The sequence below is a fragment of the Erysipelothrix aquatica genome, assembly GCF_009828775.2.
In the GTDB taxonomy this organism is placed as follows: Bacteria; Bacillota_I; Bacilli_A; order Erysipelotrichales; family Erysipelotrichaceae; genus Erysipelothrix; species Erysipelothrix aquatica.
In genome coordinates this window covers 1-12,613 of sequence record NZ_WTSY02000041.1, presented here as the reverse complement: position 1 = coordinate 12,613, position 12,613 = coordinate 1, and the positions used below count along the sequence as shown (strand labels likewise).

Below are 12,613 nucleotides of genomic sequence, written 5' to 3'. Positions count from 1 at the left end.
ATTCATAATTTTATGAGTAAAAAGAACCACTGTACAAAGGCTCTCAGACGATTTTAAAAAAAATGAAAAAAAACTATGTATGTGTGTTTAACCCTAAATATACGCACGATTAAGGATCCATACCCAGTCAAAGATTGACGTACTATGTATATCTAGGTATAATATACATAGATATACATAGTATCGTTTAAACAGACTCTCATTGCTGTCATTTTAAGTTCATCGACCATAATACGATCAACATCCAGGACATAATCACAAAAAGGAGATTCGCACATGAATCGATACCACATTTTCTTAGATAAATTGATGAAAGAAATTAAGTATCCATTTGTTAGACGGAAGATACGAAACGAGTACACAGCACATCTTGATGATGCCTATGAAGCATTTCTTGCGCAAGGAATGAATCCGAAGACAGCTGAATCTTATGCGATGGCTGCCATGGGGAATCCTCAAGAGATAGGCCAGATGCTCAACAACGTGCACCATCCGATCTTCAGTTGGTTGTATTTGGCGTGCAAACTCTTTCTGATTGTCACAGTACTGAGTTTCTTACTATTGTTTGGGCCAAGCCTATGGCAACGCATTTCAACGCTTGACGGGTATTCGGCGTCGATTACGGATGAACTACAGGCACTTGAACCGCTATACTACCAGCAACTCGATCAGCATATTGTTGTCGGCAATACAGAGTTTTTGCTTCAAGATTTTATGTACACAGAGAATGGCATGGTACTCATTAGCGTCAAGCATCAAAGTTTAAACAGTAGAAGTCCATTTCTCGGTAATTTATTTGCCTACGATTTTGAAACAATGATTGATGGCAAACCCATTGCGCTTACTGGCTCTAACTTTACAATTATTTCGGGGATACCAGAAGGAGGACTCGATTATGTATTCGCCAATAGCCCTACGTATACGAAGACATGGTCTTCCCATCTTTTACTCGTCTACCGAGGGATTGAGGAAGTGCCTCAAGAAATGGCGATTCATATTCGAACATTGGATGGGTCAGTGCGTCAGATTCAAATAAAAAGGGGGAATTAACGATGTCGAAGAAACATAAAGCGGCACTATTTGTGATTGTATCAAGCCTACTGATTGGTGTGGCTGTGTACCTTCAGGGGTGGTATCTTTCAAAAGATCGACTGCTTAGCGACTTTTGCGAAAGTGCTGGGGTAGCAAACTGTAACATTGAAGGCCCAGTACCTGTTTATGAAAATGAACGTTTGTATATATTTGAAAGTGACACTCATTATATCCCAATGATAGTGGAATCATGGGGTCCGTTCTCCCGCTTTTCAATTCAAAACGACCATAATTTGGTCAAAAGTTATGCAAATAATGCAGGTAATCTTGATCTTCGGTGGACACCAAAGCAAACACCGACGGAGGATATGACTCGAGTGAAGGCATACCACGGTCGCGAATGGGTGGTTCGAAACTATGAGGTTCTAGTTATGTACCGTCCCGAAAATATACAATTTGGATTTGGATACGATAACCGTAATGGCAGTGGTGGAAAACAACCAACCACCAATGCACTCTTTGAGAAGACAAACCCCATGAATACGGTTGGAAATTATGCCTATGAAATAATGCCGCTGATTGATAAAATGTATGATCGTAAGTACCGAATTGCTGCGTATGATGAAGATCAAGACGTGCAAAAATACTACTATCCATTCCCGTTCCAGCGCTCAGGAACACTAAAGAAAGCAACGGATTCTTCCTATGATGTGTCTATAAATTTTTATGACGATTCGTCGTTATATTTACAAACAGGGCCGCTCATCAAAAATACCAGTGATTTTGAAGTGCAAGTCGCGCAATCATTTTTCGATACGCCTGTTGAAACGTATCCCTTACTTTTGGAACTAGAGTTGATGGGAGTGACGATTGAATCAATGAATCTGGATCAAATGCGGATTCGTTATTACCAATATACAGATGATACAGTAATCGTTGAATACTCATCCGACGCTGCTGGGTATCAAGAATGGTTTGTGGCGCCCCAGCACGTTTATGAACAAATGCAGTCTTCAATTTTTGTACCCCGGCTATAAAACAAGACAAATCGGTTATTTGTTGATGGATCCAAGCGTAACAACTATGATTATAATAAAGCGGGTTAACAAGTATATGTTGATTCGAAAGCGTTTGCAATATATTGGTTTCGATTTCTCCCTAAAGATGAATTAAGATCACGATGTCTTGATGTGATGCAATTTATCATGTGATAAAACAGGAAAATATCACAAAATACACCAATTTCAATATGAAGATTGTTTCGATAGGTTAACATAACGGAATTATGTGGGCGGATTGTTTGTTATATGAATATAATGATGTTAATGTTGAAATATATGAGGGGGAAATCATGAAAAAGAATCATACATTTTTACGTGTGGGCACATTGTCCATACTTATAGCTGCCATCGCAGCAACACCAATTATTGCGCAGGAAACAGCGGTACCGCAAACATCTGAAGCAACCGCAACTTTTACTGCACCAGATACGGACAAACCAGTTGTTCCAGTAGATCCAACAGATCCTACAAAACCATTAGATCCAATCGATCCTGAGGATGGTAAAGGAACAGGATCTGTCGGTCCGATGACCATTGACTACGTGCCACACTTCAAATTTAAGCCAACCGCTATTGAAGAGAAAGCACAAACCATTCAAGCAATTTCGATGAACCCATACGTTCAGGTATCTGACCGTACGGCTACTGGAAAAGGGTGGACACTTTCAGCACAATTGGGTGATTTTACCAATACGATGCAAACACCTGAAACCACCGATGATCATACACTGAACAGTGCAACAATCACATTGACAAGTGGTGCCGTTTCATCAACAGATGCAACAAACCTCAATAAACCAGTTGGCCAAACACCGATTGTATTGACTGCAGGTGGTGGTCAAGTCACAATCATGCAAGCAACAACACACAATGGTATGGGTACCTGGTTGATGAGTTGGTTAGGCGATAGTGCACAAACTGAAAATGCGAAAGTAACACTTAATGCAGACACAAAGGGCGCTCGTGTCGGTGATTATAAATCAGAAATCAACTGGACTTTAAGCCAACAACCTTAGACCTATATGTCTTTTAGTAAACGAAACATTAATGTAACATCACGAACAGTTATTTTTACATTGGTTGCGATGCTTATCACATTGTTTATCGCACCACAGTTTTCTGCCCATGCAGAATCCTATGGTGCGTTTTATGTTGAAGCCAACCTTCCGGAAAATCAATACGATCCCAATGTTGGATATTTTGATTTAATGATGGAACCCAATATGAAACAAACTATTTCTTTTGATGTTATTAACCAAGGGGATCAACCGATGCGTGCGTCCATCAATTTTCAAAATGGAACCACAACATTAAACGCTGAAAAGTCCTATATCCATGAAGAAACACCAGACGTATCGATGAAACACCCGATGACAACAATGGCTGTTCTCAGAACGCAAGAAGTCATTATTCCAGCAAATCAAAGATCCACCATTGCTATTGATGTAACGGCACCCAGTGTTGCATTTGACGGTGTAAGTGTGGGTGGTTTTTCGGTGACTGCGGATACAATTGAAATACAAGCTGACACATCAAAAAAAGCTAAAGGTGAGATTCAAATTGAAAGTCGTACCACATACTTAATTGCGCTCCAAATTCGCATGAATGAAACAAAGGTAGAAAAAAACCTTAACTATATTAAAAGTGGTGCAGAAGTTGTGGATCTCAAACCTCAGTTTGTATCAACACTTCAAAATGATCGTGCGGTTGTAATGAATGATATTAGTATCAATGGTACCGTAACTCCTGAAGGTTCGGACCAACCTATTGCGCGAATTCAGAAACAAGTAGGTGGAATTCTGCCGAATACGCAATTTCCAATTGCCTATCCGGTCCAATCACAAAAACTCGAACCGGGTACCTACGTCATTGATTTAGAAATAAAAAGTGGTGAAGAAGTGTGGCATTGGCAAGAAGTTCATACCGTTGAGCCTGATACTGCCGATGCTGTGAATGACGGATCTGTCATTGCAAAACAAACCAATTGGATGCTAGTACTCGTCGTGGGACTACTTCTAATCATAGTAATACTTTTGGTGATTATCCTTTATATGCGATATCGCCAACAACGCGAAAGACGGAACGCATAATGCGCCGGAAAAAGCTGCAAAAATTGAGTTTAGTAATTGTGCTAATGGCAGTGATGATCATTGGTGGTTTTGTTGTGAATAAACCGTCTCCTTCGAATGGTAAGGTTTATGCTGATACCGCCACAACTGCGCTTACAGTTGCGCCAGAGACAACGACTCAAGAAGATTTGAGTACCAATGATGAACCATCCGAAGGACACAAACCAACAGATGAAACGCACGAGTCCACTGACAATCTACCTGAAAGCGAGAGCCCAGTTAAAAACGCAGAACTGCAGGACGAACCCACAACGGTACAAGAATCAAATAGTCTGCAAGCATCCGATTCGATTGACCCATCAATGATCCATCCACGTGAAGATACAGTGCAACAGGTTCGTGCAACACTGCAAGCGCATGAGAAAATCGTTTCCGACTTTAGCGAGCTAAAACGTCTCATTGAGGCGCAAGGAATTGAAGGAGTCAACCAATACACCACATATTATCTCAGTGCTGATATGCATGCACTAGCGGGTGGGATTAAGGTTCCTGATAACTATTCTTTTATTGTCGACGGAACCAATCCGGAAACAGGAATCCGTCATACATTTAACGAATACAAGTCAGCCTCATACTCCGATACCATCCATTACACAGGCAATGGGAATGGGAATGAGCGAGCCATGACATTTCGAAATATCGCCATCGAAGGCGAAAACTACTACGGAACGTTATCGAGTATTTACCAAAATACACTAATTACTTATGATAACGTTGAGTATTATGGACCGCAAATCACCCACAACGTTAGAGGAACGGTCAAAATTCACAACTCCAATATCAATATTATTAGGCTGCGGGCAAGTGCTGCCCATGAAGTTATGGAAGCAACCCATGCGATATTCACCGGTCAAACTTATTTGATTGTAGATTCGGCACTCAATGAATTTCTGAATGTAACAGGATCAATCACATTTAAAAAAGACAGTACTACCACTATCAGTTCCAATGTATCGATTGTTGATGATACGGGTGTTGATGTCGTTATCGAAAAGGATGCTGTGGTTGACTTTAACCAACATACGAGCGCCTCGGGTAATCCTAACTACGGGATTCAAGCCAAGACCCTAGACAATGCCGGAACATTGAATTTAAAAGCGAATACTTTTGCACTGTCAGGTTTAAGGACATACGATAAACTCTTGAATAAAGGGTCGATAACCATAGATGCCAAAGACATTGTTTATTATGGGATCAACGTGGTCAACAATGTACCCAATTCATTTGTCAATGACGGGGGAAAGATTCATCTTAAAGCAGATAAGATAACCGGATTTAATGTTTACTCTTATACACTCTACAACTATAATGGCGCAAGTTTTATCATTGATGTTGACAATGCAGTTCCTGGATATACCTTTGAAATATATCGAGAAACGGTCTTTGATAACAGTACCTTTAAAGCGACGATGGGCGATTCGAGTCTCAAACCAACCAATCGTACGGCGCTCCTCCATTCACCCATCATCTCGTTCGTAAATTCGAATGTCGATATCAATATTTCCGAAGCCTTATACAGTCATGTCTTCTATGCAACGACGTCATGGGATTATCGAACGATACCTACGCAGCCCAATTATCTTAATTTTGTTGACCGTACACGTAGCACTAATTTTGTTTATTCAGGCAGTGCAACGATAGAAACCCAACAAATCAATACCTGGGATACACTTCCAAGCCAAGTGGGATATCCTGATGATACCGTTTTTGGTGCCAATCGTTACATTATGAACACGTATGCGCACTATTCTCTTAAAGCTGCGATTAATACATCAGGGAATTGGAGTGGTACCAATATAAGTTCAAGTAGCCCTGGAATATTGCCGAATATAAATGGAATTAGTTTAAGAAATAAGGGAACAATTTCGATGGGGAATATGATTCTTGATACGCCGGTTCAAAAAGAAAGTGCACGTATCTTAGAAATTACGACCAACCCCAACGCGATTGTCCGGTTGGCAACGACACCGGAAGCACTCTTCGTCGCACCAGCTGATGGACACTTACGAGAAACGTTATCGACACCCATTGATAATGGAACATATGGAATTGCTTCCTATGGTGATTATCTGTATCGATCCAGTTGGGTAACCTATGATGCCGAAGGGCCTTTAGAAATTCTAACAGTCCCAACGACTTTATCATTTGGTAATGTCCAATTATCCGAACGTCCAACAGTCTATCCAAGAACAGACATCGCAACCATTCAAATACGTGATGGTCGCAATGTAAAAACAGGATGGCGTTTGAGTGTACGTGTGACAAAGCCATTGCAAATTGAGGGCAATTCGAAGAGTATTTTGAAAGACGCCTTCTACCTCAATCAACAACCAATTCCAGAAGCATCCCAACAAGCAATGGTGGTTTATGAAACATCAAGCACAACATATGATAAAGATACAACCATCGAATGGACTGCCAATCAAGGCGTACAGTTATTTATCGAGAACTATCAACGAGTCTATGCGAATACGCCTTACCAAGGACAGTTAGAATGGATCCTCGAAGCCAAATAAGCGAAACTTAAAGCAGACAGACGTCTGCTTTTTTTTGTAAGGGCAAACTGAATAAAAAAAAACGCCCCCGAAGCGGAAGCGTGTGTTATACCTATAAATCAAAAAGTGTTTCAATGGCATGGGCAATGCCATGGTTCTCTAAATCTGTTGTAACAAACGTAGCGACGTCTTTAACATGTTCGGGAGCATCACCCATTGCTACCCCGATTTCAGCAGCAGAGAGCATGTCTACGTCGTTGTCCGCGTCACCAAACGCTACGACTTCATGCCAGCTAAGGTTTAGACGTTCTAAAACAACTTCAATCCCTCGCATTTTCCCTGCACGACGAGAATAAATATCAAAGGCATTCGTATATGCTTTTGAGATTCGCGCATCCGTTACAAACGATCGTGCCGATTCGATGAGCGACTCATCTCCCATCATAAAGATGCCTTTCGGTAATTCTTGACCTTCAACTAATAAAGGCGCTTGTGTATAATCCTTTAAAATATAAGCCTTAGGACTCCCTTGTAAATAAACATCTGTAAAAATTTGATAATCACTGTAAATATGCATTTCTTGATTCAGTTTGTACCCAATCCCTAAACGATGTGTACGTGCAAATTCAGTCAGTGCGTTGACCTCCTCAATCAACATAGGGACTTCATGAATGACGTTGTTATCAATATCATAAACAGTTGAGCCATTGACCGTTACATAAAAATCAGGATGCATTCGTTCATGAATGTCATCTTGAATAAAATAAAAAGCACGACCTGTGGCGATTAAAACTTCAACTCCAGTATCACGGAGTTTGCGAATTGCGGTGATGGCACTTTCTTCAATCGTCGTTTTCCCGCGTTTTATCAGCGTTCCATCGATATCAAAGATGGCTAATTTAATGTTTTCATGGTTCATAGGAACATTTTAGCATATTTCACTAGCATATTGGGTAGGGTTTCTGTATAATAAACTACAAGATTTAAGGAGGTAGAGGAAATGAATGGTAAAGTAATTAAAGAAGCATATACGTTTGATGATTTATTGTTGGTGCCAGCAAAATCACAAATTGTACCTGCTCAAGTTAAATTACAAACGCGTTTAACTGACAAGATTACATTAAATATTCCGATTGTATCTGCAGCAATGGATACTGTTACGGAAGATGGTATGGCAATCATGTTGGCCAAGCTTGGTGGTATGGGTTTTATTCATAAGAATATGCCTGTCGAAGATCAAGCGGCGATGGTACGTGTGGTAAAAGAAACAACTGTGGAAGAAACATTCGAAGATGCAAATGTCGACGGACAAGGACGTTTGCGTGTTGGTGCTGCAGTTGGCGTTGGTGAATCGTCAATAGAACGTGTTCGTGCATTGGTCGCAGCAGGTGTTGATATTGTTGCTGTTGACAGCGCACATGGCCATTCAGAAGGTGTTATCAATACCGTGAAGGCAATCCGAGCAGAGTTTAAGGACTTGGATATTGTAGGTGGTAACATTGTTACGGCTCAAGGTGCTACTGACTTAATTTATGCGGGAGCCAATGTTATTAAAGTTGGAGTTGGTCCAGGATCAATCTGTACAACACGTGTTGTTGCAGGTGTTGGTGTTCCCCAACTGACAGCAGTTAATGATGTTTATTCTGTCGCAAAACAATATGGCGTTGGTGTTATTGCTGATGGTGGTATTAAACTATCGGGTGATATTTCCAAAGCCTTAGCAGCTGGCGCAAGTTGTGTCATGCTTGGTGGATTATTAGCAGGAACTGAGGAAACTCCTGGTGATGTCATCGAAGTATTTGGTAAGAAAGTTAAATCTTATGTTGGAATGGGATCATTAAGCGCAATGCAACGCGGTTCAAGTGATCGTTACTTCCAAGGCGGGGTTAAAGAACTTTCAAAACTTGTACCAGAAGGAATTGAAGCAACAGTGCCATTTAAAGGATCCATTACAGACGTTGTGTATCAAATGTTAGGGGGTGTGCGTTCAGGTATGGGCTATTGTGGATGTGAAACAATAGAAGACATGCATTTGAAAGCACAATTTGTTAAAATAACAGGGGCAGGCTTAAAAGAAAGTCACCCACATGACGTAGATAATGTTAAGGAGGCTCCAAACTACAATGGCAAATAAGATTATTGTATTAGATTTTGGATCACAATATAACCAATTAATCGTGCGCCGTATTCGCGATTTAGGTGTATATAGTGAACTTCTTGATAACGAAATTACTGCAGAAGCAATTCGTGCAGATAAAGATATCGCAGGTATCGTGTTATCAGGAGGACCAAACTCTGTTTATGAAGACGATGCATACCACATCGACCAAGAAATCTTTGAATTAGGATTACCAATTCTTGGTGTATGTTATGGCATGCAGTTAATGGCGCACCAAAATGGTGGCGTTGTTGAATCTCATGACAAACGTGAATATGGTTTAGCGCCTATTAATGTTAAGAAAGAGAATGCAATTACAAAAGGATTACCAGCTACATACAACGTATGGATGAGCCATGGTGATCAAGTTAAAGCAGTACCTGAAGGTTTTGAGGTATATGCTTCATCAGACAATACAGAAATCGTCATGATGGGTAACGAAGCCAAGAAACAATATGGAATCCAATTCCACTCAGAAGTTCGTAACACAGAAAACGGTATTGATATGATCCGTAACTTTGTGTTTGACGTCTGTGATGCAGAAGCTACATGGTCAATGGAACATTATGTTGAAGAACAAACAGCATTAATCCGTGAACAAGTCGGGGATGAACAAGTTATTTGTGCATTATCCGGTGGTGTTGACAGTGCTGTCGTTGCAGCGTTATTACACCATGCAATCGGTGATCAACTCGTATGTATCTTTGTAGACCATGGTTTGTTACGTAAAAATGAAGCAGACCAAGTTGTAGAAGTGTTCCGTGATCACTTCAAGATTAACTTAATCAAAGTCGATGCACAAAAACGCTTCTTAGATAAACTTGCAGGTGTTGATGATCCTGAAACAAAACGCAAAATTATCGGAAATGAGTTTATTTATGTCTTCGATGATGAAACGAAAAAACTTAAAGATGCGAAATGGTTAGCACAAGGTACAATCTATGCTGACGTTATCGAATCTGGAACAAAAACTGCACAAACAATCAAATCACACCACAACGTTGGTGGATTACCAGAAGATATGGATTTCAAACTTATTGAACCACTCCGTTCATTATTCAAAGACGAAGTGCGTCAATTAGGATTGGTACTTGGTTTACCAGAACACATCGTTCACCGTCAACCATTCCCAGGACCTGGAATTGCTATCCGTATCATCGGTGATATCACAGAAGAAAAAATCAGAATCGTTCAAGATTCTGACTGGATTCTTCGTGAAGAGATTGCGAAAGCAGGACTTGATCGCGAAATCTGGCAATACTTTACCGTGCTCACAAGCATGCGTTCAGTAGGTGTCATGGGCGATCAAAGAACCTATGATTATACACTTGCACTTCGTGCTGTCACATCTGTTGATGGTATGAGCGCAGACTGGGCACGAATCCCTTATGATATTCTTCAAATCATCTCAGTACGTATCGTAAATGAGATTAAAGGGATTAACCGCGTAGTGTATGATGTAACCTCAAAACCACCAGCAACGATTGAGTGGGAGTAAGAGAATAAGAGCAGTAAGTCCTTTGTTTATAAGGGGTTACGCTCTTTTTCTTTTTATCATTGCACATTTATTGCACATGATTGATTAATCCATTGAGTTTGTTTGCTACCTCATAATTGGTATTAGGGTATAAATGCCCATATGTTCCAAGCGTAGTTTCGATTTCCTCGTGTCCTAGGCGGTCTCTAATAATCAATGGGTTTTCACCCAACTGAATCAGTAAGGAAGCGTGAGAGTGCCTTAAATCATGGATTCTGATTGAATGTACGTTAGCGAGCTTCGAGTATCTTTTGATTGCATGTGCTAAAGTATATTTTTGAGTGGGATAGCTATTGTAACTTAATATGAATTTGCTTTTTGGAATTATTTTTTTTTTGAATATCTTTCCAATTTTTAAGTAAAGCCAATGTATCGGTATCAAGTACAATATGACGATTACTTGCTTTCGTTTTGGTATCTCCATATCTGTAGTCATTTTGATTCTTATAAATTAGATTCTTAGTTATAGAAAGAATACCAGTGCCAAAATCAATATCATTCCAAGATAGGGCAGTTGCCTCACCGATTCGCATTCCTGTCATAAATAATAGATGGATACTTATATAATGGAAATATTCGTAGAAATCGTTTCTGTTGATTACAGAAAGGACTTTCGTAAATTCATCAAGTGTCCAAAAATTAATTGTAGCTTTTTGTTTCTTCACATTACCAATAACTTTAGAGGGATTCAATTTAGCTAATCCTAATACAACAGCTCTATCCATAGCTAGTGAGAATAGTCCTTGAATGGAACGCACATAAGATGGTTTTAAATCTTTCATTAAAGATAATTGCCATTTTTGTACATGAATAGGTTCTATATCATCAATGCTCATTGTACAGAAGTGTTTGAAATGTGCTTCTATGATTGAAATTCTATTTTCATAGGTTTGTTTTTTTACTTGAGTTTTATACCATGGTAAGAAGATTTTTTCAGTGTATTCTTTAAAGAGTATGATTTCTTTTTTTGAGACTAAATATTCTTCTTTTTGAAATAATAACTCATAGTATTTTTCTCTAGCTTCTTTCATGGTTGCAAATCCACTCTTGTATATTTGAATTCTCTTTCCTTTTTCATCAAATCCTAGATGAACTCTGAAATAGTATGCTCCGTTTTTTGCTTTTTTTATTGGTTCATTTGCCATGTTATCACCTCATTATTTTTTCATATAATCAAGTGTTTTATCAGACAAAGTAATTCCAAGAATTTCTTCTACAACATCAACAGGAACTCTATTTACTTTACGAGATTGATAAAATGGATAGCCTCTATCAACCATAATTAGTTTTGATTCTCTGATAATGTTTGATGCAAAAGAATTTCCATATCCTAAATCTATGATATCTTGCTTTGTAATAGTAAGCATATTTCCTCCTTTCAGATATAATCATAGATAAGAATTGTGTACTCACCTATGATTATATCAAATAAAATGGTGTTTCAAAAATTAGAGTTTATTATCATTAATCCAATACCCTTGAAAAACTTGCTTGTCTTGATTAATAAAGAGTCCTTGTGAGTCTTTGGGTATCATTTTACTTGCTGATGTATCATCTAATATGATTGAAGATAGGACGCTATCTGCTCGTCCGCAGATTCGACAATTAATATTGTTTTTAATTTGACCACTGAGAATATTTGCGTCAGGTCTTTGAGTTGCTAGTAACAAATGAATTCCAAAAGCTCTTCCTTGACGAGCGATGATTGATAAATAGTTTTCAACGATAGCGATTCGTTCTTTTTGTTCTTTTGTAGCTCCAGTTTTATCGAGTACTTCGGCAATTTCATCACAGGCAAATATAATACGTTTCATGTCATTTCCTTTTAAATTGAATTCTTTTATATTTGAACAGTCGTTTTCATAGAATTGTGTTTTTCGACTTTCAAGAGCGATATTGATATTTTCCAAAGTTAGAATTAATTCGTCTAAAGTTAGAATCAGATCAATTTGATTATTCCATGATTTTGGAAAATCAACACCACCCTTAAAGTCAGCAAGTAATACTTGAGCATTTTTAATAATACATTGCTTAATTATCAACTTTAGTAAAACGGATTTACCAGAGCCACTCGCTCCTCCTATTAAGATATGAGGGACTACTGATAAATCTAATACTAATTGCTCTGTTAGACTTTCTCCGAGAACTAGTAAGAAATCATCTATTAGTGTATATTTGGATTTCCAATAAATAGTATCAAT

10 protein-coding genes and 1 pseudogene are annotated in these 12,613 nt (G+C 38.9%); 7 read left to right on the top strand and 4 right to left on the bottom strand.

Annotated elements, in window-relative coordinates:
• Positions 1-276: 276 nt before the first annotated feature.
• The 5 genes from GVV20_RS09610 to GVV20_RS09590 all read left to right on the top strand — a co-directional run bounded on the left by GVV20_RS09610 (position 277) and on the right by GVV20_RS09590 (position 6,738).
• Positions 277-1,050 carry a permease prefix domain 1-containing protein gene (locus tag GVV20_RS09610; RefSeq protein ID WP_159740307.1) on the top strand — a complete coding sequence of 258 codons (774 nt, stop codon included), beginning with the start codon at positions 277-279 and terminating at the stop codon, positions 1,048-1,050.
• Positions 1,051-1,052: 2 nt separating this feature from the next.
• Positions 1,053-2,069 carry a hypothetical protein gene (locus tag GVV20_RS09605; protein WP_159740306.1) on the top strand — a complete coding sequence of 339 codons (1,017 nt, stop codon included), beginning with the start codon at positions 1,053-1,055 and terminating at the stop codon, positions 2,067-2,069.
• A gap of 314 nt (positions 2,070-2,383) precedes the next feature.
• Positions 2,384-3,109, top strand: coding sequence for a WxL domain-containing protein (locus GVV20_RS09600; RefSeq protein WP_159740305.1), 726 nt, complete (start codon positions 2,384-2,386; stop codon positions 3,107-3,109).
• A 6-nt stretch (positions 3,110-3,115) separates the two neighbouring features.
• Positions 3,116-4,183 carry a DUF916 domain-containing protein gene (locus GVV20_RS09595; RefSeq protein ID WP_159740304.1) on the top strand — a complete coding sequence of 356 codons (1,068 nt, stop codon included), beginning with the start codon at positions 3,116-3,118 and terminating at the stop codon, positions 4,181-4,183.
• A complete protein-coding gene (locus tag GVV20_RS09590) occupies positions 4,183-6,738 on the top strand; it encodes a WxL domain-containing protein (RefSeq protein ID WP_159740303.1) in 2,556 nt (851 codons plus the stop codon). The genes GVV20_RS09595 and GVV20_RS09590 overlap by 1 nt, the downstream gene beginning before the upstream one ends.
• Positions 6,739-6,829: 91 nt before the next feature.
• On the opposite strand, the gene GVV20_RS09585 is transcribed toward GVV20_RS09590, so the two are convergent.
• On the bottom strand, positions 6,830-7,636 hold the full coding sequence (locus GVV20_RS09585; protein WP_159740302.1) for an HAD family hydrolase: 807 nt from the start codon (positions 7,634-7,636) through the stop codon (positions 6,830-6,832).
• Between the two features lie 81 nt (positions 7,637-7,717).
• Between GVV20_RS09585 and guaB the strand changes: the two genes are divergently transcribed.
• Together guaB and guaA are read left to right on the top strand one after the other, a co-directional pair.
• Entirely contained in the window at positions 7,718-8,851 is a 1,134-nt protein-coding gene (gene guaB, locus GVV20_RS09580) for an IMP dehydrogenase (RefSeq protein WP_159649319.1), read from the top strand.
• Positions 8,841-10,373, top strand: a complete 1,533-nt coding sequence (gene guaA / locus GVV20_RS09575; RefSeq protein ID WP_159740301.1) for a glutamine-hydrolyzing GMP synthase — start codon at positions 8,841-8,843, stop codon at positions 10,371-10,373. The genes guaB and guaA overlap by 11 nt, the downstream gene beginning before the upstream one ends.
• A gap of 67 nt (positions 10,374-10,440) precedes the next feature.
• Here guaA and GVV20_RS09570 read toward each other — a convergent pair.
• The 3 genes and pseudogenes from GVV20_RS09570 to GVV20_RS09560 all read right to left on the bottom strand — a co-directional run.
• Positions 10,441-11,557: pseudogene (locus GVV20_RS09570) on the bottom strand (tyrosine-type recombinase/integrase).
• A 12-nt stretch (positions 11,558-11,569) separates the two neighbouring features.
• Positions 11,570-11,779, bottom strand: a complete 210-nt coding sequence (locus tag GVV20_RS09565; RefSeq protein WP_159740300.1) for a DUF3173 domain-containing protein — start codon at positions 11,777-11,779, stop codon at positions 11,570-11,572.
• A gap of 81 nt (positions 11,780-11,860) precedes the next feature.
• On the bottom strand, positions 11,861-12,613 hold a 753-nt coding region (locus GVV20_RS09560), incomplete at its 5' end, for an FtsK/SpoIIIE domain-containing protein (RefSeq protein ID WP_250690188.1).

Bases quoted from the DNA above. Each gene is read 5' to 3' on its own strand.
- GVV20_RS09610 (WP_159740307.1), top strand. From the start codon at position 277: ATGAATCGATACCACATTTTCTTAGATAAATTGATGAAAGAAATTAAG.
- GVV20_RS09605 (WP_159740306.1), top strand. From the start codon at position 1,053: ATGTCGAAGAAACATAAAGCGGCACTATTTGTGATTGTATCAAGCCTA.
- GVV20_RS09600 (WP_159740305.1), top strand. From the start codon at position 2,384: ATGAAAAAGAATCATACATTTTTACGTGTGGGCACATTGTCCATACTT.
- GVV20_RS09595 (WP_159740304.1), top strand. From the start codon at position 3,116: ATGTCTTTTAGTAAACGAAACATTAATGTAACATCACGAACAGTTATT.
- GVV20_RS09590 (WP_159740303.1), top strand. From the start codon at position 4,183: ATGCGCCGGAAAAAGCTGCAAAAATTGAGTTTAGTAATTGTGCTAATG.
- GVV20_RS09585 (WP_159740302.1), bottom strand. From the start codon at position 7,636: ATGAACCATGAAAACATTAAATTAGCCATCTTTGATATCGATGGAACG.
- guaB (WP_159649319.1), top strand. From the start codon at position 7,718: ATGAATGGTAAAGTAATTAAAGAAGCATATACGTTTGATGATTTATTG.
- guaA (WP_159740301.1), top strand. From the start codon at position 8,841: ATGGCAAATAAGATTATTGTATTAGATTTTGGATCACAATATAACCAA.
- GVV20_RS09565 (WP_159740300.1), bottom strand. From the start codon at position 11,779: ATGCTTACTATTACAAAGCAAGATATCATAGATTTAGGATATGGAAAT.